Annotated in this window: 22 protein-coding genes; 11 read left to right on the top strand and 11 right to left on the bottom strand. The window is 42.7% G+C overall.

Annotated elements, in window-relative coordinates; translation table 11 throughout:
• Positions 1-35: 35 nt before the first annotated feature.
• The 5 genes from argB to MN200_RS03655 all read right to left on the bottom strand — a co-directional run bounded on the left by argB (position 36) and on the right by MN200_RS03655 (position 5,885).
• On the bottom strand, positions 36-938 hold the full coding sequence (argB, locus tag MN200_RS03675; protein ID WP_058869034.1) for an acetylglutamate kinase: 903 nt from the start codon (positions 936-938) through the stop codon (positions 36-38).
• A gap of 10 nt (positions 939-948) precedes the next feature.
• Positions 949-2,376: a phosphomannomutase/phosphoglucomutase gene (locus tag MN200_RS03670; RefSeq protein WP_125273870.1), complete on the bottom strand. Its 1,428-nt coding sequence runs from the start codon at positions 2,374-2,376 to the stop codon at positions 949-951.
• A gap of 196 nt (positions 2,377-2,572) precedes the next feature.
• Positions 2,573-3,025, bottom strand: a complete 453-nt coding sequence (dut, locus tag MN200_RS03665; protein ID WP_004694889.1) for a dUTP diphosphatase — start codon at positions 3,023-3,025, stop codon at positions 2,573-2,575.
• Positions 3,026-3,068: 43 nt separating this feature from the next.
• On the bottom strand, positions 3,069-5,108 hold the full coding sequence (locus tag MN200_RS03660; RefSeq protein WP_004694892.1) for a UvrD-helicase domain-containing protein: 2,040 nt from the start codon (positions 5,106-5,108) through the stop codon (positions 3,069-3,071).
• A 126-nt stretch (positions 5,109-5,234) separates the two neighbouring features.
• On the bottom strand, positions 5,235-5,885 hold the full coding sequence (locus tag MN200_RS03655; RefSeq protein WP_010326012.1) for an OmpA family protein: 651 nt from the start codon (positions 5,883-5,885) through the stop codon (positions 5,235-5,237).
• 256 nt (positions 5,886-6,141) lie between these two features.
• On the opposite strand from MN200_RS03655, the gene MN200_RS03650 reads away from it, so the two are divergent.
• The 8 genes from MN200_RS03650 to MN200_RS03615 all read left to right on the top strand — a co-directional run bounded on the left by MN200_RS03650 (position 6,142) and on the right by MN200_RS03615 (position 11,566).
• Positions 6,142-7,074 (top strand): acyltransferase, encoded by a 933-nt coding sequence (locus MN200_RS03650; protein WP_242760067.1) that lies wholly within the window; start codon positions 6,142-6,144, stop codon positions 7,072-7,074.
• 13 nt (positions 7,075-7,087) lie between these two features.
• Positions 7,088-8,134 (top strand): preprotein translocase subunit SecA, encoded by a 1,047-nt coding sequence (locus tag MN200_RS03645; RefSeq protein ID WP_109439247.1) that lies wholly within the window; start codon positions 7,088-7,090, stop codon positions 8,132-8,134.
• A gap of 123 nt (positions 8,135-8,257) precedes the next feature.
• The gene (minC, locus tag MN200_RS03640; RefSeq protein ID WP_010326009.1) at positions 8,258-8,989 is read left to right on the top strand and encodes a septum site-determining protein MinC; all 732 of its coding nucleotides are present in this window, start codon (positions 8,258-8,260) and stop codon (positions 8,987-8,989) included.
• Positions 8,990-9,058: 69 nt separating this feature from the next.
• On the top strand, positions 9,059-9,871 hold the full coding sequence (gene minD / locus MN200_RS03635) for a septum site-determining protein MinD (protein ID WP_010326008.1): 813 nt from the start codon (positions 9,059-9,061) through the stop codon (positions 9,869-9,871).
• A 2-nt stretch (positions 9,872-9,873) separates the two neighbouring features.
• Complete coding sequence (minE, locus tag MN200_RS03630; protein ID WP_004694905.1) at positions 9,874-10,146, top strand: cell division topological specificity factor MinE; 273 nt, start codon at positions 9,874-9,876, stop codon at positions 10,144-10,146.
• A gap of 121 nt (positions 10,147-10,267) precedes the next feature.
• Positions 10,268-10,555 (top strand): PA4642 family protein, encoded by a 288-nt coding sequence (locus MN200_RS03625; protein ID WP_004694907.1) that lies wholly within the window; start codon positions 10,268-10,270, stop codon positions 10,553-10,555.
• 163 nt (positions 10,556-10,718) lie between these two features.
• Positions 10,719-11,024, top strand: a complete 306-nt coding sequence (locus MN200_RS03620) for an IS630 transposase-related protein (protein WP_000122230.1) — start codon at positions 10,719-10,721, stop codon at positions 11,022-11,024.
• A gap of 47 nt (positions 11,025-11,071) precedes the next feature.
• Positions 11,072-11,566 carry an IS630 family transposase gene (locus MN200_RS03615; RefSeq protein ID WP_005402037.1) on the top strand — a complete coding sequence of 165 codons (495 nt, stop codon included), beginning with the start codon at positions 11,072-11,074 and terminating at the stop codon, positions 11,564-11,566.
• Here MN200_RS03615 and MN200_RS03610 read toward each other — a convergent pair.
• Complete coding sequence (locus MN200_RS03610; RefSeq protein ID WP_242760065.1) at positions 11,475-12,413, bottom strand: AEC family transporter; 939 nt, start codon at positions 12,411-12,413, stop codon at positions 11,475-11,477. The two genes, MN200_RS03615 and MN200_RS03610, sit on opposite strands and share 92 nt — an antisense overlap.
• A gap of 57 nt (positions 12,414-12,470) precedes the next feature.
• Positions 12,471-15,566, bottom strand: a complete 3,096-nt coding sequence (locus MN200_RS03605) for a DNA translocase FtsK (RefSeq protein WP_242760064.1) — start codon at positions 15,564-15,566, stop codon at positions 12,471-12,473.
• A gap of 295 nt (positions 15,567-15,861) precedes the next feature.
• Here MN200_RS03605 and trxB point away from each other — a divergent pair, with 295 nt between their 5' ends.
• The 3 genes from trxB (at position 15,862) to MN200_RS03590 (ending at position 18,470) form a co-directional block, all read left to right on the top strand.
• Entirely contained in the window at positions 15,862-16,815 is a 954-nt protein-coding gene (gene trxB, locus MN200_RS03600) for a thioredoxin-disulfide reductase (RefSeq protein WP_062034248.1), read from the top strand.
• Positions 16,816-16,901: 86 nt separating this feature from the next.
• Complete coding sequence (aat, locus tag MN200_RS03595; RefSeq protein ID WP_242760063.1) at positions 16,902-17,633, top strand: leucyl/phenylalanyl-tRNA--protein transferase; 732 nt, start codon at positions 16,902-16,904, stop codon at positions 17,631-17,633.
• 21 nt (positions 17,634-17,654) lie between these two features.
• Positions 17,655-18,470: an arginyltransferase gene (locus tag MN200_RS03590; RefSeq protein WP_178927773.1), complete on the top strand. Its 816-nt coding sequence runs from the start codon at positions 17,655-17,657 to the stop codon at positions 18,468-18,470.
• Between the two features lie 29 nt (positions 18,471-18,499).
• Here the strand turns inward: MN200_RS03590 and rimI are convergent, their stop codons facing one another.
• The 4 genes from rimI to fusA form a co-directional block, all read right to left on the bottom strand.
• A complete protein-coding gene (gene rimI / locus MN200_RS03585) occupies positions 18,500-18,958 on the bottom strand; it encodes a ribosomal protein S18-alanine N-acetyltransferase (protein WP_242760062.1) in 459 nt (152 codons plus the stop codon).
• A gap of 104 nt (positions 18,959-19,062) precedes the next feature.
• Positions 19,063-19,944, bottom strand: a complete 882-nt coding sequence (locus MN200_RS03580; protein ID WP_242760505.1) for a metal-dependent hydrolase — start codon at positions 19,942-19,944, stop codon at positions 19,063-19,065.
• A gap of 293 nt (positions 19,945-20,237) precedes the next feature.
• Entirely contained in the window at positions 20,238-21,428 is a 1,191-nt protein-coding gene (gene tuf / locus MN200_RS03575; RefSeq protein ID WP_010325730.1) for an elongation factor Tu, read from the bottom strand.
• Between the two features lie 93 nt (positions 21,429-21,521).
• A complete protein-coding gene (gene fusA, locus MN200_RS03570; protein ID WP_010326001.1) occupies positions 21,522-23,657 on the bottom strand; it encodes an elongation factor G in 2,136 nt (711 codons plus the stop codon).
• Positions 23,658-23,687 lie beyond the last annotated feature (30 nt).

Genomic DNA, 23,687 nt, shown 5'->3' with positions numbered 1-23,687 from the left:
CTAAAAAAAGCCTCCGAGGAGGCTTTTCAAAATATTTAGTGCCTATTACTGCGATTGGTAATTAATGTACCGACACCATGATCGGTGAAAATCTCCAACAGCGTTGCATGTGGCACACGACCATCCACAATATGTGCACTCACCACACCACCTTTCACCGCATCTAAAGCACACCCCACTTTCGGAATCATCCCGCCGTAGATCACGCCCGTTTCAATGAGACGGTCAACTTCTTGGGTGGTTAGACCCGTAAGTAGGTTTTTATTTTCATCTAAAACACCTGAAATATTGGTCAACAAAATCAGCTTTTCAGCACCTAAAGCTTCAGCCACTTTTCCAGCCACCAAATCCGCGTTGATGTTATAGGTATTGCCCTCTTCATCCACACCTAAGGGTGCAATCACAGGAATAAAATCACCACTGGTAAACATTTCCAATACATCGGTTTTAACACTGGTCACTTCGCCGACTAGCCCAAGATCAATTTTTTGTACTGTGCCATCTTCCGCAGTTTTTTCCATCAGTAACTTTTGTGCACGCAGCAAGTTACCATCTTTACCCGTTAAACCAATGGCACGACCGCCATGTTGGTTAATCAAGTTCACGATGGATTTATTCACACTACCACCCAACACCATTTCAACCACTTCCATGGTCGCTGGATCGGTCACACGCATGCCATCAATACGATCCGACTCACGCCCCAATTGCTTTAAAAACGAATCCACTTGTGGACCGCCGCCATGCACCACGATTGGATTTAAACCGACGGTTTTTAACAAAACGATGTCACGTGCAAACGAGCTCTCAAGCTCAGGATCGGTCATTGCATTGCCACCATATTTCACTACTAGCGTTTTTCCAGCAAAACGTTGAATATACGGCAAAGCTTCAGTCAGGACTTGTGCTTTGTCGAGGCCAGTATGTTGATGTGGCATGTGCCTCTCCTTAATGGGCGTCTAATAGGTCTTGTGCAATCTGCGGATAATCTGCCGTCAGCATGTGCACAAAGTTATGGCGAATTTGATGGAGCCGCTGATCATTGTCCGCGTCGAAACGTACGGTAAAATACTCACCTGTATTCGATGCTCGAATAATGCCAAATCCATCCTCAAAATCAAGTCTTACGCCATCAATTTTACTCATTTCCGCTTGAAAGTGCTGACTTTGTTTTTCCACATTCGCTAAAACCAGCGCGGGTGAAATCTGATGGGTGCTGATATAAATATCCTCTGTACTGGCACGTTCTGGGTAGTCTGCCAGTGCTTCCGACAAAGTACATTGCTTCAAGCTTAAGTATTCCAGCACACGTAGTGCGGCATATAAACCATCGTCATAACCCAAACCACGACCATCATTAAACACATAATGCCCTGCATATTCACCGCCAAATACTGCATGCCCTTCTGATTGCGCCAAATATTTCCGCAAAAAAGAACTGCCTGTGCGAATCATTTTTGGAATACCCTGATGGGCCAGTACTGTATTTCGAACCATGGTGGAACATTTCACATCAAAAACCACTTCATGTGCTGGATGATCAGCCAAACACATGTGCGCAAACAAGGACAATAAACGGTCTGCTGAAATGATTACGCCCTTTTCATCAATCAATACAACACGGTCACCATCACCATCAAAGGCAATACCGATATCGGCATGCTGCTGTTGCACGGCGTTTCGTAGCAGATCTAGATGTTTGGCTTGAGATGGATCGGGGGCATGTTCAGGAAATTCACCATTGGCCTCACAGCGTAAAGCATGCACCTCACAGCCGAGTTTCTTTAAGACCAAAACGGCACAACGTCCCGCTGAACCGTATAAACCATCCACCACGACTTTATAGGGTCGAGGTTGAGGCATGAGCTGTATATCATTGAGCAATGCCGCCTGATAAGCCAGACAATATTCAGGCACGATCTGATGTGGCAACGTTTGCCAGTTCATCTCTGCATGGCTGTCAAAATATTCATTTGCATCGCGTGCCACCTGTTGGATTACCTCAGGTAAAGGGGGCTCACCCAGCATAATCCATTTGACCCCATTATCCGACTTTGGATTGTGGCTGGCTGTCACCATAATGCCGTTGCCATCAAACTGACGTGCCGTGTAATACAACACAGGACTAGCACAACATCCGATGATTTGCGCATCTAAGCCCTGTTTAAGACATTCTTTGTAAATAATTTCTGCAAAAGCAGGACTGCTTTGTCTAGCATCATAACCAATGGCTAAACGTGTCTGCCCAGTCTTTAAATATTGAGTTGCGAGCGCTTGTGCAATGGCACGAATCAGCTCAGCACTCATAACATCCAATTTGCCACGGATGTCATAGGCACGAAAAATATGTGCAGGAAATTTTGGCTGAAAATCCATAGGTCTAACTTCTAATTTATTCAGATCAACAGCTCTTTCAGCTGTCCTTGTTGTTATGCTTAACGCTGGGTTTAATTTTACTAAGGATTCAAAAAAGAGTTGTAACTTTTTATGAACTAAAAATGATCATTCAGCATTAAAACAACAAAGCCTCTTTCAAGGAGAGGCTTTGTTGTTTTACTTTATCACTGAGAGATTAGTTTTGACCAGTATGTCCGAAACCACCTGCACCACGTTCTGTCGCTTCAAATTCATTCACAATATCGAACTGGGCTTGAATCACAGGTACGAGTACATACTGTGCAAGACGTTCACCTGGCTCTAAACTGAAAGCTGTTTGGCTACGGTTCCAAACCGACACCATCAATTCACCTTGATAGTCCGAATCAATTAAACCCACCAAGTTACCCAAAACAATGCCGTGCTTATGACCTAGGCCTGAACGCGGTAAAATTAAACCAGCAAAGTGTGGGTCTTCAATATAAATAGATAAACCTGTTTTGACCAAAACAGTTTGTCCCGGTTCGATGACGGTCGCAGCATCGACACATGCACGAAGGTCTAAGCCTGCTGAACCCGTTGTCGCATAGGTTGGCATTGGCCATTCATTGCCTAAACGTGAATCCAACACTTTAACCTGAACTTTCATTCTCTTTTTCCTAGTACAATAAATTTCTAAAATAAAAAAATATTTAGCGCTTAATCAATGCACGTAAATTATCTAAATAATGCTGCGCTTGTAATTTCGGATCGACATTGCCCGCCAGTTTCTTTTTACGCCCCAGCCATTCCAACTCATCTTGCGGCAACTCATCCAAGAAACGACTTGGTGTCATTTGCTTCATTTGACCGCCCGCCTTACGTTGTTCTGCAAGCGTGATGGTTAAACCCTGACGCGCACGGGTAATGCCCACGTACATCAGGCGACGCTCTTCCTCAACCGTATCTGCGGCAATCGAGTTTTTATGCGGCAGTAACTCTTCCTCAAGACCGATCAGATAGACATATGGAAACTCAAGCCCTTTGGATGCATGCAGCGTGAGCAGGTTTACTTTGTCAGTGTCTTCTTCTTCTTGCTGCTGCTCTAACATATCCAGCAACACCATTTTACGAATTACACTTTCAATGTTTTTCTCATCAACATCTTCAGCACGGTTAATCAAACTTTGAATACTGCTATACAACACTTCAATATTATCCAGCTTGGTTTTTTCTTGCGCAGGCGTCGCCGCAGACTCTTTGACATAGTCGATATAACCCGCTTCAACCATCATCTTGCGAATAATCGGTACAGGTTCATCATCCTCAAGCAACTCACGGGTAAAGGTGGTAATGAAGTCTGCAAACTCCGCCAACTGCGTGGTGGCTTTTTTAGGAATCACCATGGTGAGACGTTGATCACCCGCTGCAGAGAGCAAAGACAAATGATTTTCTTGTGCAAACAGACCCAGCTTTTCTAAAGTCACAGGCCCAATGGCACGTTTAGGTGTATTGATAATTCGCAAAAATGCACTGTCATCTTCAGGATTAATAATGACGCGCAAATAGCTCATCACGTCTTTGATTTCAGCTCGTCCGAAGAACGACTGACCACCTGATAATTTGTACGGAATCTGCATTTGACGCAGTTGTGTTTCCAGTGCACGTGCTTGAAAATTACCCCGATACAAAATGGCGTAATCTTTCCAATTTTTACCATTCATCAGTTTATGCGTAATTAAGTCTTTTACTACACGTTCTGACTCATCGTCATCATTGCGGCACGTAATCACTCGAATTACTTCACCATGACCTTTATCTGACCACAGTTTTTTATCAAAAATATGTGGATTGTTACCAATCACAGTATTGGCCGCTTTTAAAATACGACTGGTCGAACGATAGTTCTGTTCGAGTTTAATCACTTTTAAATTGTGAAAATCTTCATTCAGCAAAGCCATGTTTTCAGGCTTGGCACCACGCCATGCGTAGATCGATTGGTCATCATCACCCACCGCAGTGAACTGTCCCATCACCCCGACCAGCAATTTCACCAAAATATACTGTGCGGTGTTGGTGTCTTGATACTCATCGACCAATAAATAGCGAATACGGTTTTGCCAGCGCTCACGTACTTCTGCATTTTCTTGTAAAAGACGCGTCGGCATCACAATTAGGTCATCAAAATCGACCGCATTATAGGCACGTAAATTACGCTCATACAGTTGATACAAGTGCGCAAACTGAACATCTTCTGCGGTTTCACAGGTGGTGTGTGCTTGCTCAGGTGGAATCAGATCGTTTTTCCAATCTGAAATCATCTTCATGGCTTTGGCAATCAGTTCTTTACTTTCCGCACCGGATAAATTGTCACGGTGCATCAAGTCCATCAAAATACGCTTACAGTCGTCCGCATCCAAAATAGAAAAATTATTTTTTAATGGTGTGTGTTTCAGCTCTAAACGCAGCATGTTTAGGCCAAAGGTGTGGAAGGTCGAGACTGAAAGCCCTTTTGCCTCTTCACGGGACAGCAGCTTGGTGACACGTTCTTTCATTTCGCGTGCTGCTTTGTTGGTAAACGTCATCGCGGTGATACGATAAGCAGGAATGCCGCAGTGTTTCACCAAGTAGGCAATCTTACGGGTAATCACCGAAGTTTTACCTGAACCAGCCCCTGCAAGTACTAACAAGGGTCCTTGAGTGTATTTCATGGCTTCAAGTTGCTTGTCGTTTAATTGACTTGCCAGTGACATAGTCTTTCCTCTATTTCATTCCGAGTTCGATTATAGTCATCTCCGCTACAGATGCATAATGCAAATTCATATTTTAACAGTCATAAAAAAACCACCCGAAGGTGGTTTTTCAGTCTTCAATAAAAATTATTGAATTGCGTAGATGCTGATTTCTACACGACGGTTTTGCTCACGGCCTTCAGCAGTCGCGTTAGACGCGATTGGGTTTGCTGAACCTTGACCTTGCGCATTAATACGTGTTGTAGAAACACCTTGAGATGCCAAGTAACTTGCTACAGATTGCGCACGCGCTTGAGACAGAGGAATGTTAATTGAATCATTACCTGTACTGTCTGTATAACCTGTTACAAGTATACCGCTCTTGTTATCTTCAGTTAAGGTTTGCGCAACTTTATTTAAAGTTGAGTAGAAGTTCGGCTTGATGTTTGATTTGTTGGTATCAAAAGTGATGTTACCTGGCATAACCAAACCTACAGAACCATCTGGATTACGTTTAACTTCTACACCAGTACCCGCCATTTGTTGACGAAGTTTCTTCTCTTTGTTGTCAAGGTAAACACCAGTTGCACCACCGACAACTGCGCCAATCGCTGCAGCACGGTTGTTTTGACGACTCGTGTTTGCGTTTCCTTTAGAAATACCATAACCCGCAGCAGCACCAATTAAGGTCCCTAGAGCAGCTTTATCGTATTCCACACCACCAGTGTTATTACCAGTGCTTTGACAACCTGTAAGAACCATTGCCCCAACGACTGCGGAAATTGCTAGTGCACGCATCGCATGCCTCCTTCTTTGTGTGTTTTGTTTATAGACCGAATATTGTCGTAAAACGATGATCTAGACCATTGATTTTTTGTTAACAATAAAGCCTTTATTTACAATATGTAATAAAAAATTTCCTTTTCAAGGCATTCTTCGTCACAATTTCTACACAGTTAATGCTTGGTGCTTTTCTATTTGATCATCCCGTACTATATTGAGCTTTAGAAATAGAACGAGTTGCGAAACGCATTATATTTTAGGGTTTATTTTTATGTCATCACCAAACCAAAAACAACCTTTATTAAAAAAAATCACACGTGGTTTAACTGTTGGTTCAGTCATTACAGGCAGTACTTTTTTTCATGGTCCGCCAGTGCTCGCGCTAGGCCTGACCAAACTGTTTAAAAAATCAAAAAAAGTAGATGAGACCAATATTCAAATCACCAACAGTTGGCTCGCTGTGAACAATTATTTAATCGATCATGTCTTACCCAACACGAAATGGGACATTTCTGTCGACGATGATCTTGAGCTAAGTATGCAGGGCCGTTACCTCATGACTTGCAACCATCAAAGTTGGGTCGACACCACGGTTAACCAATATTTTGGTTTAACCCGTATGCCCCTTACCCGCTTCTTTACCAAGTGGGAACTTATTTTTATTCCATTTGTCGGCCAAGCCTTTAAAATTCTAGGCTTCCCGATGATGAAGCGGCATAGTAAAGAACAAATTACGAAAAACCCTGCGTTGAAAACACGCGATATGGAAGAGGCACGCAAATCTTGTGAACAACTGCTTAGCCAACCATTCACCCTGTTAAATTATTTGGAAGGCACGCGTTTTACACAAGAAAAACATGCACAGCAGCAGTCGCCTTACCAAAATTTACTTAAACCGAAAGCGGGTGGCTTGGCCTTAGCCTTAAGTATTTTAGGTAATGACATTGATGCCTTGGTAGATATGACCATTGTCTATCCCGACGGCGCACCTGGCTATAGCGAATTTTGGCTCGGGGAAGTCCCACGGATTGCGGTCAATTTACGTAAAATTGATATTCCTGCATGGGTACTCGCTGGAAACTATGAAGACGATGCAGACTTTCGTGAACAATTCCAACAGTGGGTCGATCAACTTTGGACTGAAAAAGACCAGTTGATTGAAAAAATGAAAGCCAAATACTCAAAGTCGAATTTAACCCAGTAAGGGTCTATGCATGATGCAGAATAACGAAGTCAAAAAGTCTAAATATCATCAGGTTGATCCTCAAAGTTTGTATTTCAAACTGTTTTTGATCTATGACATTTTTATGGTGTTTCTCATCATTTTTAACTTGTTTTGTTTGTGTGCTAATTTTTTTATCATGAGCAATATCGGTGGATGGTTTTTCCATGCCATTCACCTAGAAAGTGTCTTAAGCTTCTATCGTGAGCATTTGCATCCGTGGGTTATCACCACTGAAGCTTGGTTTATTCTGTTCTTAATTACTGAATTATTGGTGCGTTGGGGCATTGCCATCGTGTATCGACACCATCGTCGCTGGTTTTTCTTTCCCTTTATTCATTGGTACGAAATTTTAGCGATTATTCCTCATTTACGTTTTTTAAGATTATTTCGTGCAGGGGTGATTGCTTTTCGACTGCATGAATTAGGCTATAACGTAATTCCTAAGTCGTTACAAATCAAGGCCAAATTTTACTACCGTGTGGTGATGGAAGAACTCTCTGACCGAGTCGTCATTACTGTATTAGATGGGGTGAAGCACGAATTAAATACCAGTTCGACCCATAAAAAAATTATCCATGATCTCGTCGATCATCATCGGGCTTTATTTGCACAAGCATTGGCTGAAATTTTACAGGAATCTCTCGCCACCGAACTGAAACAACGTCAATATTTCATTGCCCAAAATGTCGGTCTGATTGTCAATCGTGCGATTGAAGATACCCCTGAACTGACCCAATTACTGCGTTTGATTCCAATTGTGGGTGGAAAAATTGAACAACAAATTCAAAGTATCGGACAAAGACTCGGTGAAAACATCACACAAGGTTTACTGGAACCAATGGTGGTGGGAAATCCTGCACAGCCCAATGCCACCTATCGCTTGATAGCTGAAAAAGTCAGTGATTTAAAAATCGATAATCAGTCTTTGGAACAGTTGGTTGAGTCTGTGGTCTATGAAAGTTTGGATGCCATTCGCAAGCAAGTTAAGGTGAAACAGTGGTTAGAAGAGCTTGAAAAAGATGATCAAGCCAAAGAATAAGCATTAAGGTAAAAATATTACAAACGCAGCTAGTGCAATCCTTCATTTTGTTCTAGGATTTGCTCTATTTACAACATCACTTCTTTAGTAAAAAATAAATCTGAGAAGTCTTAAGGAAAAATTATGGCTGATATCCGGATAACTGGCAGAATGGTCAATGCGATTCGCATTACCCTTGACACCAATGATCATGATGCAATCCGACAGCAATTAAGTAAAACATTACAAAATGCATCGACTGCTGGGGCGTTAGTTGTTCTGGAAAGTAGCGTTGAGCAAGAGTTAATTTCCTTGATTCAATTATTGCTGGATCTAGATGTACAGCCAATGGCAGTACAAGAAGGAATTTTGGCGGAACAAGCCCGTGCCATTCAATTCCCCGTGATTCCTGCGCAAGGTCATGGTATTAGTTCGCAACTTCAAGAAGTCAAAGCAACCAAAGAGCAAGTGGTTGAAGCCCCAGCTCCTGCTACGACAGTTTCTACCAATGCGCCAGTTGCGGCAGCACCTGTTATTCGTCATGCAACTTCATATCATGACGAAATTTTACGTACGGGTCAGTGCTTGGTTCAAAATCAAGGCGATATCATTATTACCGCAGGCATTAACAGCGGCTCGGAAGTGATTGCTTCAGGAAATATACATATTTATGGTAGTGCTCGTGGTAGAGTCATTGCCGGCGCGGGCGGAAACAGCGCTGCACGTATCTTCTGTCATGCTCTAGAAGCTGAATTGGTTTCAATTGCAGGGACCTATTGTGTTGCAGATGATATTCCAGCGCAGCATTTAAAACGCCCAACACATATTTACTTAAATGATCAACAAGAGCTTGTATTTGAAGCGCTTGAATTTTAATGTATAAATAAACACCAAAAGCCCCAAATGATAAATAAGGGGATTTAAACCATAACAGGAGTGGATTCGGTGGCGAAAATTGTTGTCGTAACATCAGGCAAAGGTGGCGTAGGCAAAACTACGACAAGCGCATCTTTTGCAACAGGTTTAGCCCTACGTGGTCACAAAACTGTTGTGATCGATTTTGACGTAGGTTTACGTAACCTTGATTTGATCATGGGTTGTGAACGCCGCGTTGTGTATGATTTTGTCAATGTATTAAATAACGAAGCTCGATTACAACAAGCGCTTATCCGCGATAAAGATATCGAGAATTTATATATTTTACCTGCGTCGCAAACCCGTGATAAAGATGCCTTAACTGATGAAGGCGTAGCACGTGTCATGGATGAGCTGTCACAAGAGTTTGACTACATTATTTGTGACTCACCTGCAGGTATCGAACGCGGTGCAATTTTAGCAATGTACCATGCCGATGAAGCGATTATTGTCACCAACCCTGAAATTTCATCTGTACGTGACTCTGACCGTATTATTGGTATGCTCGACAGCAAAACCAAAAAAGTTGAAATGAATGAAGGTCGTATTCGTAAACACTTGTGTATCACACGCTTCAACCCTGAACGTGCCGATAAACAAGAAATGTTAACCATTGACGACATTTCTAAAGATATTTTACGTGTGCCAACTTTGGGAGTGATTCCTGAGTGTAAGAGTGTTTTACAAGCATCTAACGAAGGTAAACCAGTGATTCTCTTTACTGAAGAAGCAGCAGGCCAAGCCTATGATGACCTTGTGGCACGTTTCTTAGGTGAAGAACGTCCTTACCGTCATATTACGGTGAAGCCTAAAGGCTGGTTAGCACGACTATTTGGAGCGTAGACATGGCAGGATTTTGGAGTAAGCTTTTTAGTAATGATGAAAAACCGTCTAGTGCTCAAACCGCAAAAGATCGTTTGAAAGTCATCGTAGCGTCTGAAAGCGGTTTAGGTAAACGTCTTAGCCAAGACAAAATCGACCAAATGAAGAAAGAAATCATGCAAGTGGTGAATCGCTATGTTCGCGGTGTAGATGAACAGCACATTCAAATGGCTGTTCGCTCTGAAGCGAATATTGAAATGCTTGAAATGAATATCAATTTGCCTGAAGAACGTTAATCTGATTTTTGATTAGTCAAGCAAATTGAATCAAGGCAGAATATGCGCAGATACAAGAAAGTATTTTCTTTGTCTCCCATATTTTGCCTTTTTTAATGATTAAACCAGCAAGGAGATTGCTATGGCATTATCTCAGCCAGCAACGTTCAATGAAGAATGGTCAGATGAGCGTGTATTTGCCTACTTAACTCAGCTTCCTCCTGAAGGTGTGAATGGCGACTTTCATGTGTTGTACCATGCATTTAAACACATGCGCCCAAGTGATTATGAGCGTCTGCTCACCCAATTTAAAACGGATGGTCGCGACATTAATGCCACCAATCCAGAAGGTCAGCGTATCCATGACGTGATTGCCGCTTATCCACGTCAAGCAGCTCCCTTCTTAGAGGTTTTGGCTAAATTCGCCTAAACCTAGATCTGCTTAATGCGCATGATCTACAAATGCCAGTTCATTCCTAGGAGACTGGCATTTTTTATTACTGTAAAAACCACATCCAAAGTGGAAAAGTCAAACCGAAACACAAAGTTTGCAAACTATAGTCAAATCATTATAAAACCAATACAATGGTGCAATGAGTTATTCAGAACATTTTAGACGTAAAATTTTAGCTAAGCTTGAGGAAGGTTATTCTATTCGAGCGGTAGCTGCACAATTTGAAATTAATAAAAATACCATTGTTGAATGGAAGAAACGTATAGAGATTAAAAAAACTCGTGTACGTAAACCTTCTAAAATTAACGATGATGCTTTACGTGAAGATGTTGAAAAGTATCCTGATGCTTATCAATATGAACGTGCTGCACGTTTTAATTGTGGTGTTTCATCTATTGGTGCTGCATTAAAGCGCTTAAATATTACAGTTAAAAAAAGACGTTAAGCCATCCTAAAGCAGATACAAAGCTTAGGGATAAATTTATTCTGCAAGTGAATGAATTAGAAAAAAACCATCCGATTATTTATCTGGATGAAAGTGGTTTTAAGTCACATGATTATAGACCTCATGGCTACTCACGAAAAGGAGTACCCTGTTTATGGCAATATAATTGGCAATTAAAGAATCAGACCAATGCCATTGGAGCAATCCATGAGGGTAAGTTATTTTCAGTCGGTTTATTTGACTGCAAAATCAATTCAGATGTTTTTCATTTTTGGATTGAGCAATTCCTCATACCAGCATTACCAGAAAATAGTGTAGTGGTTATGGATAATGCAGCATTTCATAAAAGAGCAGATATTCAGGAGTTATTGGAACAACAAGGGCATAAAATTCTTTGGCTTCCTGCATACAGCCCTGATTTAAATCCTATAGAACACATGTGGGCATGGGTTAAACGTAAGCGTAAAGAATGGTTGATCGACTCAGTCGATGAGTTATTTCGAGTTTTTTTCGAATCTTGTATGAATAATAAAGTAGTTTGACTATAATGATTGCTGCCATGAGTTGACTGTCCCCTTGAAAATATTTGGTCAGGACATAGGCAGCCGATGCCGTCGGCAGTGAGAAGAAAACCACCACAATCATGGTTTCAAATGTTGCTAAACCAAATAAAAGACATCCTACATAGGCCAAAATAGGCACCAAGATTAAACGTCCCAAAGTGTTTAAAATTAGCGCTCGGCCAGCATATTTTAACGCATCAAACTGGAGTGCTGCGCCCACACACAAGAGCCCAAGCGGGAGGCTCATCCCTGCTACTAGCTTTAAAGATTGGCTAATGCTCTCGGGCAAATGCATACCTGAAAAATTAAAAATGATCCCGACCAGACAAGCCAGAATCAGCGGATTTTTCGCAACCGACCACGCAATATTTTTATAAGATAGTCCCTGCCCTTGAGAAAAACCAAGTACGGAAAGTACATTCACTAAAGGAATAACAAAGGCAATAATCATGGCAAAGACTTGCATCCCTGCAGCGCCAAAAATCAAAGCCATACTGGTCAAACCAATATAAGTATTGAAACGAATATGACTCTGTAAATAGACGCCAAATTGCGCCACAGGCGTACCATACACCGCTTTTAATACCCACAGCACCACACTCATCAGCAAGGTCACACTAAAGACCACAGCAAGCGCTGGCAGGACTTGCCCGACATTAAAATGAACGGTGGCTAGACTACTGAACAGCAAAACAGGAAATAAAATCCAATAATTCAGCCTTTCAGCACCTTGCCAAAATTCCACCGTTAAAAAGCGATACCGCTTTAATACATACCCCATGGCAATGAGTACCACCAATGGAATTAATGCATCAATAATTTGCATGACTGGATGCCTAAACTGAATGATTAAGAAAAAGCCTGCAATCCGCAGGCTTTCTTTTTAAACTAAAATTTCTCGCTTACCGTTCGCACCTTGCGCACTCACGATCCCGTTTTCTTCCATTTGATCCACAATTCGTGCGGCACGGTTATAGCCTAAACTAAACTTACGTTGTAGCGAGGACACCGAAACCTTGCGTGTTTCCAATACAAAGGACACGCACTGGTCATAAAGTGCATCACGGTTTGGATCGCCATCGCCATCTTCAAAGCCGCGAGAACTAGGTTCTTCATCAAATGGCGTTAAGATTTCATCGACATAGTTTGGCGAGCCCCGTTCACGCCAAGCATCGCAGATGCGGTTGACTTCGTCATCGGCAATAAAGGCACCATGTACACGTTCAGGTTCAATTTTACCCGGCCCTAAGAACAACATATCACCATGACCCAGTAAGTCTTCCGCCCCACCAGCATCTAAAATCGTGCGTGAGTCAATTTTTGAGTTCACGCGTAAAGCCACACGTGTTGGGATATTGGCTTTAATCAGACCCGTAATTACATCGACCGATGGACGCTGCGTTGCAAGTAACAAGTGAATGCCTGCGGCACGTGACTTTTGTGCCAAACGGGTAATCATTTCTTCAGCTTTCTTACCGACCTGCATAATCATATCGGCAAACTCATCCGCCACAATCACAATCGATGGTAATGGGGTCAAACGTGGTGCACGCTCACCGACAACCGAATCACTGGCTTTCCAGGTCGGATCAATCAGCTCTTCGCCATTGGCAATCGCTTCTTCCACTTTACGGTTATAGTCCGCTAGCTTACGAATTTTTAAGAAAGACATCAGCTTATAGCGACGTTCCATTTCATTCACACACCAGTTCAATGCACTGACCGCATCTTTCATATCAGTCACAACTGGGGTGAGCAAATGTGGAATATCGTTATAGTTAGCAAGTTCTAACTGTTTCGGGTCAATCAAAATTAAACGTAACTCATTCGGCGTATATTTCAACAACATCGATAAAATCATCGAGTTCACTGCCACCGATTTACCTGAACCTGTGGTGCCTGCAACCAGCATATGCGGGGCTTTACCTAAGTCAGCAATGACAGGATTACCTGAAATATCTTTGCCCATTGCCATCGAAAGAATGCTATTCGGATCGGTAAAAGCAGGAATAGTCAACAACTCGATTAAACGCACCATTTCACGTGTGCTATTCGGCACTTCAATCCCGATATACGGTTTACCCGGAATGACTTCAACCACACGTACAGATGCCATCGACATCGAACGCGCAAGGTCACGGGAAATATTGGTCACTTTAGAGGCTTTAACGCCTGGTGCTAAATCCAACTCAAAACGAGTTACTACAGGCCCTGGCTGCGCTTCGACCACTTTAGCTTTGACATTGAACTCTTGTAGTTTAATTTCAAGTAATTCAGATAAACGCGCCAACTGTTCAGCAGTGAAATTGACTTTTTTATTGAGGTCAACTTCATCCAGTAAATCTAACCCTGGCAGCGGTGATAAATCACGACGACGCTCTGCTACTTGCATGGACAAAGACATTGGACGGCCTGATGCATCCGTCAGTGGCGCGTCAAAATCGAAGTCGTCTTCTTCTTGCGGTTTTCCAGCAGTGTCCTGCCATGCTTCAATAAACGCTTCTTTGGACAAAACTTCTTTGGCTACAGCCACTGTAGCACTTGTGCTTACGGTATTGTGATGCTGAATGGGTGCTTGTACAAAAGCAGATGACTGCGCATAACTACTGCTGGTGCGTACATCTGAAGTAGCTACTTTCTGCTCCGACCAATCTTCAGCAAGGAATTCGTCTAAATCATCCAACTCATCGAGCTGTGCTTTTGCAATTCCACTCGGCGCTGGTTGTAATGCAACGGGACTTGCAGCAACACTTGAGTTTACAACCTCGGCTACCGCAATTGGATCTTCAACCACATGTAAATGAGACACAGGTTCAGGCGTATTGAATGGACTGTGGACATCTGTTGCTGTTTTGCCATTGGGTACGGCAGCAAGCAGCTCGTCAAAGATTTCATCATCATCCCAATCGACATTTTTCTTCTGTGCAGGGGCATCGTCTTGGAAATAATGAGGATCAGCAATTGGCGCTGTATGATCTTGCACCACTGCTTGAAAATGTTGTTCTGGGCTAAATGGGCGATCTTCTTCGGCAGCACGAAGTAAAGCATCAATATCATTTTTATGACGTTGATCTTCACCTGAGTTTAATGCACGCCACACTTCTCCTGTCGCTACCACGCGCTGACTGTCTTGTTCTAATTGGTGCGCTTTTTCTATAGTCCGCTCAAGTTCTGCTTCATCATCTACGTCCACCTGTTGTTCTTGAACACGTTGCTCTTTGGCCACCATGTCATTAAACAAATGCTCTGCTGAATAGTCGCGCTGAGGTGCTTTAACTGATGCCTCTTGCACGGCTACTGGCGCCTCGACCAATTCCGTTGCTTCAATACCCTTTTTCGGTGCCGTTGCAATCACTTCTTTTTTGACGCTTGGCGTCGTACGATCAAAGGCAGACTCGCTTTCAGGTACGTTACGGTAAAATAAATCTTGTAAATACGCAGGAGTTGCTTTGAGGGTCGCGAAAGTACGGTTCCATTTGATACCGAAAGCCAAGGTCAATAAGACCACGGTAAACACGACCAAAAATAAGGTTGCACCGTAAATGGTTAAAATCTGCGACAAACTTTGTCCCAGTTCATAACCAATAATGCCGCCAGAGGCATTGTCTAAAGTGTCCGCTGGAACTTTCCAAAACAAGAACAGTAAGCTGGCGGTTGCAAGCAAAATAAAGAATTGTGCACCATAACGAAATGGGCGGTTTAAAAAACTATGCGGCCACCAGACTTGAATGGCTTCAATGAACAAAAACACAGGAATAAGTAGACTTGCCCAGCCTAAAAAACCGAACAGTAAGTCAGCAATCCACGCCCCAGCAACGCCACTGGCATTCGAGACTTGCAAGGTATCACTTGATATATGCATCCAGCCCGGATCAAATGGGGTATAGGTCACGGTAGCAAGGAACAAATAAATGCCAAACGAGACTAAAAATAATGTCATTAATAAGCGCTGTGCATAAGCACCCGACACCTCAGTCATATACTGTCCTGTAACAAATTCTTCATTAATGTTTTTGTTCGAAACCTAAAGCAAAAGTTTCACAATAAACGTCATATTATGCACCTCTTCTTTATAAAAAGATGCACTATTCTTAAATGCTTTATGTATAGCGAGCAGATGATTTTTCCACTTTTTCCCGCTCTACACCGCATATTTCTTCTATATAGCTCAAATCGATTTGATTGATCAATAATATCGACATTGAACTCACACAACTGTTATAGAGTTTCACGTATAATTCCACAAATTTCTAAATAAAAAAAGGATTCTACGTATGAGCGCTCGTCACTCACGTTTGATTATTCTCGGTTCAGGCCCTGCGGGTTACAGCGCTGCGGTATATGCTGCACGTGCCAACTTAAAGCCGACATTGATTGCGGGTATCCAACTCGGTGGTCAGCTAACGACAACGACTGAAGTCGATAACTGGCCGGGTGACCCTGAAGGCTTAACAGGTCCTGCACTGATGGAACGTATGCAAGCGCATGCTGAACGCTTTGGTACTGAAATCATCTACGATCATATCAATGAAGTCGATCTTTCTGTACGTCCATTTGTACTCAAAGGTGACATGGATGAGTTCACTTGTGATGCACTGATTATTGCCACAGGTGCAACCGCTCAGTACTTAGGTCTTGAGTCTGAAGCTGCTTTTATGGGCCAAGGCGTGAGCGCATGTGCAACCTGTGATGGTTTCTTCTACAAAAACCAAAAAGTCATGGTTGTGGGTGGCGGTAATACTGCCGTTGAAGAAGCACTATATTTGTCTAACATTGCATCGCATGTGACTTTGGTTCACCGTCGTGACTCATTGCGTTCTGAAAAGATCCTTCAAGATCATTTATTTGAAAAGGAAAAAGAAGGCAAAATCAGCATCATTTGGAACCATCAAGTAGATGAGGTTTTAGGTGACAACACAGGTGTAACCGCAGTTCGCTTAAAATCAACTCAAGACGAATCTACACAAGAAATTGATGTTCAAGGTTTGTTTGTTGCCATTGGCCATAAACCAAACAGTGCAATGTTTGATGGTCAATTGAACTTACGTGATGGCTATATCCAAGTCCAAAGCGGTACATCTGGTAACGCGACTGCCGCTTCTGTCGCAGGTGTATTCGCAGCAGGTGATATTGCTGATAGCGTTTATCGTCAAGCGATCACTTCAGCAGGTTCTGGCTGTATGGCTGCGCTAGATGCAGAAAAGTATTTGGATGCTTTAGGCGAATAATCTGAGCCTTGAAAAAGACCGCCTTCCATAGGCGGTTTTTTTATGTATGATCTTAAAGTCATTTTTTTTCATATATACACACCACTATGCAGCAGTTACCACCTTCTGAGTATATCTTTCCCGATCCGCTTGAAGTTGACCCCGAGGGTGAAGGCTTAATTTGTATCGGTGCAGACCTCTCCCGTTCTACCCTGTTTGAAGCCTACAGCCATGGTTTGTTTCCATGGTTCTCAACAGGCGAGCCCATCTGCTGGTGGTGCCCCGAGCCACGTTGCATCATCCGTCCGCAGGATTATCAGCCCAGTAAAACTCTCATTCGGAGTATGAAAAAGCAAGATTATCGCATCACCATCAATCAGGCTTTTGAACGAGTGATCCGTGCCTGCTCACTACCTCGCAGCTATGCTGATGACACGTGGATCAGCGAAGACATTATTGATGGCTACTGTGCAATGTTTGATGCAGGTTATGGCTATAGTGTTGAAGTATGGGATCAAACACGCTTGGTTGGTGGACTATACGGCGTCAGCATTGGACACGGCTGTTTTGGGGAGTCCATGTTCAGTACCGAAACGGATGTCTCAAAAATGGCATTTTATACGCTGATGTTGATTGGACGTGAAAATAAGCTGCCTTGGATCGACTGCCAATTGGTCAATGATCATCTGTTAAGCCTTGGTGCTTGTACACTTTCTCGGCAAACCTACTTAAAATCGTTACAAGATGTTGTAAATCAACCCGCTATCGATTGGAAAATGTATCAGGACGGTGTATTTTCAAGTAAAACAATAGCGCAAAATGCGCGACTGACTGAATAAAGAATAATAGAGGGATTTATCATGAATTCGTATCACCCGAAGTCCCTACTGAATGATTTACAGTATTACATCACGCCACCGCATGACTGTAGCTATCTAGAAAAAAAGTCAGCTCGGATGGTATTTCTCGATCCAGCACATCGTATGGATGTCGTCACGCTGTCTGAACTTTCTAGGGTGGGTTTTCGCCGGAGTGGTGATTTTGTCTACCGCCCAGAGTGTCATCTATGTCGACAGTGCCTATCTAGCCGCGTACCTGTGCGCGAATTTAAAATGAACAGCAGTCAAAAAAAAGCATGGAAACGCAATCAAGATCTCACTTTAAAAATTACCCGCACTGCAGACGCCACCCAAAAACATTATGACTTATATGAGCGTTATATTTTTAAACGCCATGCCGATGGAGACATGTTCCCGCCTAGCCGTGATCAATTTGATAAATTCCTCGTGCATAGCTGTACTGAGAGCTTTTTCTTAGAGCTCTGGAAACAAGACCAGCTCATCTGTGTTTCGACCTGCGATCCTCTAGATGATGGTTTATCTGCGGTTTATACGTTTTTTGATCCCGATGAAAACAAACGTTCACTAGGGACTTTCGCCATTTTAAAACAAATCGAGCTCGCCAAAGCACGCGCTTTACAGTTTGTGTATTTGGGCTATTGGGTGCCGCACTCAGAAAAAATGAACTATAAATCGCAGTATTTACCGCTAGAATTGTTGATTGATGGTCAGTGGCGCAGACTCAATCATAGTCTGAGCAGCGAGGAAGTACAGCAACTGGGAAACTCCTTAATGACCACCCTACCTTCGGGGTGGAATAACGCCATTATTAAATAATGGCGTTATACAGAAGCTCGACTTTTCTCTTATTTAAATAACTCGGAAAAGTCATCACTACACGATTTCACCATAATAATGGCATGCTCACGGCCACAATCTGGTTTAGGATAATAGTTTTTACGCAAATCAATTTGATGAAAACCGGACTTTTCATACAAGGCAATGGCCGCCTGATTGCTCTCACGGACTTCTAAGAACACTTGTATTGGGTTGTTTTTGAGTTGTGCCAGTGAGGCATCTAATAACTTATAACCCAACCCTTTACCTTGCTGGCTTGGATGAATGGCCATCAACAATAAATTGGCCTCATCAAGAACGGGCTGGAGGATACAAAAGCCTACCACCTGCCCTGCCTGTTCAATCACGGTACTGTGATAAGACTGCATGGACTCTTGGAACTGTTGTAGGCTCCAAGGATGGGTTTGAACTAAATTTTCAATCTGCGCAACTTGGCTTAAGTCCGCAGCTTGCATTAAACGAATCATCTTCGTTTATCTTTCTAAAATGTGGAGGTCACAGTATAAAAAATTTGTGCTAAAAACCGAACAAAAAAAAGAGCGATTTACATCGCTCAAAGAGCCAAAACTGCTTAAAACCCTAATTTTAACTTCCACTTCTCAAGTAACGCATCGGTGTCGTGATGATTAGGATGAAAACCCGGTTTAAAGTACATGATCATTTCACGTGCCATCCCTGTAATAATCCCTTTCGATGGACTATATGCATAGGTATAAATATCTTTCAGCGCCGCCCTGTTCAGCTGTTTATCTTGCTGTAATAAACGAAATACAAAGTACGACTGCACGCAGAATAAAATGGCCATGGCTGCAACCAGTGATCCCGTTCGTAGTAAATAGGATTTGACTCCCTTACCAAAAACACCTTCAAACACATCATAAGCCACAGCTTTGTGCTCATTTTCTTCAATGGCATGCCATAACCACATGGTTTTCATGGTTTCATCGCTCATCAGCTCTTGAATGTGGTTATTGACCAACAACTGAGAGGCAATGGTTGCAGTAAAATGTTCCAGCGCGGTGGTTGCCGTTAAATCCACCATCTCTTGAGTAATACCCACAGGCTTGCCGAGAAAAGCAAACACTTTACGCGTGGTTTGAATTGCACGGTCGGTATAGCGGTCAAGTGTTGCAACATCGTGCCCATACTTTTGCGCAGACGCATTAAAACCTTCATGTTCTTGCGTATGCATCGCTTCTTGACCAATAAAGGCTGAAATTTCTTTTTGTAATTCGGCATTATCTTTAATCGAGGGATGCTGTCTGACCACACGAACACTGTCGATAAAAAACATTTCACCTGCTGGAAAGAGTGCCGATAGCGCGGTCATAAAATGGGTCAGCCCAGCTGAACCATTCATCCAATATTCAGGTACGCTTTCAAACTCAAAGTTCATCCGACGTACAGGGAAACTCGCACCCGCACGGTTGGTGATTTTTACCTTCGCATTCATCATTCTGCTCCTATGAATATCCTGAAGACATCCACTGCTTATAGTTGTTTTCGTCTTTTTATCTTACGTGATTGGGCTCCGCCCATAAGTGCAGTTAGGGTCAGCAAAATATCAGTTTAGGACAGTTTTCGGGGTGGATTGTTAGACAATTTAGTGTGCGTAAAGTTCTACGCTATTTTTAGGATGAACACTAAAGCATGCTGTATCTTGCCCTAAAATAATCACTTAATTGCTAAGATGAAGAAATAAAAAAAGCGCCCCAAAGGAGCGCTTTTTTTCACACAATCAGATGATTATGCAGTTACTTTAGCAACTACACCAGCACCAACTGTACGACCACCTTCACGGATCGCAAAACGTAGACCTGGGTCCATTGCGATTGGGTGGATTAATTCTACTGACATTTCTACGTTGTCACCAGGCATAACCATTTCAACGCCATCTTGTAATTTGATCGCGCCAGTTACGTCAGTTGTACGGAAGTAGAACTGTGGACGGTAACCGTTAAGGAATGGAGTGTGACGACCACCTTCTTCTTTAGAAAGTACGTATACTTCTGCATCGAATTTAGTGTGCGGCTTGATTGCACCTGGTTTAGCAAGTACTTGACCACGTTGTACGTCTTCACGCTTAGTACCACGTAGAAGAACACCACAGTTCTCGCCCGCACGGCCTTCGTCTAGAAGTTTACGGAACATTTCTACGCCAGTTACAGTTGTTTTAACTGTATCTTTGATACCAACGATTTCAACTTCTTCGCCTACTTTCACAATACCAGTTTCTACACGGCCAGTTACTACTGTACCACGACCAGAAATAGAGAATACGTCTTCGATTGGCATTAAGAATGCTTGGTCGATTGCACGTACTGGCTCTGGAATGTAAGTGTCAAGCGCGTCAACAAGCGCAACAACTGCTTCTTCGCCATACTGACCAGCGTCACCATTAAGTGCAAGAAGAGCTGAACCACGGATAACTGGAGTGTCATCACCTGGGAAGTCATAAGTAGAAAGAAGTTCACGAACTTCCATTTCTACTAATTCAAGAAGTTCTTCATCATCAACAAGGTCACACTTGTTAAGGAATACAAGAATGTAAGGTACACCAACCTGACGAGAAAGAAGGATGTGTTCACGAGTCTGTGGCATTGGACCATCAGTCGCAGCACATACAAGGATCGCACCGTCCATCTGAGCAGCACCAGTAATCATGTTTTTAACATAATCGGCGTGGCCCGGGCAGTCTACGTGTGCGTAGTGACGAGTTGGAGAATCGTATTCTACGTGTGAAGTATTAATTGTAATACCACGTGCTTTTTCTTCTGGTGCAGAGTCAATTGCAGCGTAATCTTTCGCTTCGCCACCGAATTTCTTCGCACATACAGTTGCAATTGCAGCTGTTAAAGTTGTTTTACCATGGTCAACGTGACCGATTGTGCCCACGTTAACGTGTGGCTTATTACGTTCAAACTTAGCCTTAGCCATGAGATCTTCCTTTTTAAACTACTCATGCAGGATCACTGCATGAGCACTTGGTTTTTAACTATGAATTAGTTTGGGCTTATAGTAATCGAAAGATTACTCGTCGTCACCTTTTTTACCGCCAGACTGGAATTTAGAAATGATGCCTTCAGCCACGTTACGTGGAGTTTCAGCATATTTAGCAAATTCCATAGAGTATGTTGCACGGCCTTGAGACATAGAACGCATTTGAGTCGCGTAACCAAACATCTCTGCAAGTGGAACTTCAGCTTTAATTGCTTTAGTACCGCCAGGCAAGTCATCCATACCTTGAACCATACCACGACGACGGTTTAAGTCACCCATGATATCGCCCATGTAGTCTTCTGGAGTTTCTACTTCAACTTTCATGATCGGTTCAAGCAAGATAGGATCTGCTTTCATGAAACCGTCACGGAAGGCATAAGAACCTGCCATCTTGAACGATAATTCGTCCGAATCGACATCGTGGTAAGAACCGTCAAACAATGTAGCTTTGATGCCTACAACTGGGTAACCAGCAAGGACACCATTCTTCATACGCTCTTGGATACCTTTATCCACAGCACCGAAGAATTCTTTAGGAACTACACCACCAACAACTTCTTCAGCGAACTCGTAGTCTTTACCAGCATCAGCATCCATTGGCTCTAAACGTACGTATACGTGACCAAATTTACCTTTACCACCAGTTTGACGAACGAATTTACCTTCTTGTTCAACTGACTTTTTGATCGTTTCACGGTAAGAAACCATTGGTTTACCAATGTTTGCTTCAACACCGAATTCACGCTTCATACGATCAACAATGATGTCAAGGTGAAGTTCACCCATACCAGCGATGATTGTTTGACCTGACTCTTCATCAGTACGAACGCGGAATGATGGATCTTCCTTAGCCAAACGACCTAAAGCAATTGACATTTTTTCTTGGTCAGCTTTAGTTTTTGGTTCAACAGCCAATGCAATTACTGGCTCTGGGAATTCCATACGCTCAAGTGTGATGACATTTTTCTCATCACAAAGTGTATCACCTGTAGTTACATCTTTAAGACCTACACACGCAGCGATATCACCCGCACGAATTTCTTCAACGTCTTGACGATCGTTCGCGTGCATTTGCACGATACGGCCGATACGTTCACGTTTAGATTTCACTGGGTTATAAACAGAATCACCTTGTTTAAGAACACCAGAGTAAACACGTACGAAAGTTAAGTTACCTACGAATTTGTCGTTCATGATTTTGAACGCAAGTGCAGAGAACGGAGCTTCGTCAGATGCTTCACGAATCGCTTTAGTTTCAGCTTTATCGTCAAGAACACCTTCAATCGCTTTAACTTCTGTAGGCGATGGTAAGAATTCAATTACTGCGTCCAACATACGTTGAACACCTTTGTTTTTGAATGCTGTACCACAAAGCATTGGTTGAATTTGACAAGCCAAAGTTTGAACACGTAGACCATTAACGATATCTTCTTTAGAAAGATCGCCTTCTTCTAGGTATTTGTCCATTAGCTCTTCAGAAGCTTCAGCAGCAGCTTCAACCATGTTTACACGCCATTCTTCAGCAGTAGCTTGAAGTTCAGCCGGGATTTCACCGTATTCAAACTTCATACCTTGTGAAGCTTCGTCCCAAATGATCGCTTTCATTTCGATCAAGTCAATTACGCCTTGGAAGTTTTCTTCAGCGCCAACAGGGATTACTACAGGTACTGGAGATGCACCTAAACGTGTCTTCATTTGTTCAACAACACGGAAGAAGTTGGCACCAGTACGGTCCATCTTGTTCACGAATGCTAAACGAGGCACTTGGTATTTGTTCGCTTGACGCCATACAGTTTCAGACTGAGGTTGTACACCACCTACAGCACAGTAAACCATACACGCACCATCAAGAACACGCATAGAACGTTCAACTTCAATTGTGAAGTCAACGTGTCCCGGTGTATCAATTACGTTGATACGGTGTTCAGGGAACTGTTTAGACATACCTGACCAGAATGTAGTCGTAGCAGCAGAAGTAATGGTAATACCACGTTCTTGCTCTTGCTCCATCCAGTCCATTGTTGCTGCACCATCGTGTACTTCACCAATTTTGTGAGATACACCTGTGTAGAACAAAATACGTTCTGTAGTCGTGGTTTTACCAGCATCAATGTGCGCAGAAATACCAATGTTACGATAACGAGAAATTGGGGTTTGACGAGCCATGATTTCTTGCATTCCTAAATTTTGTTGTTT

Origin of the sequence: Acinetobacter sp. LUNF3 (assembly GCF_022699605.1) — a bacterium.
Taxonomy (GTDB): Bacteria; Pseudomonadota; Gammaproteobacteria; order Pseudomonadales; family Moraxellaceae; genus Acinetobacter; species Acinetobacter johnsonii.
Note: the sequence above shows the minus strand (reverse complement) of the source record. Positions and strands in the feature narration are given on the sequence as shown.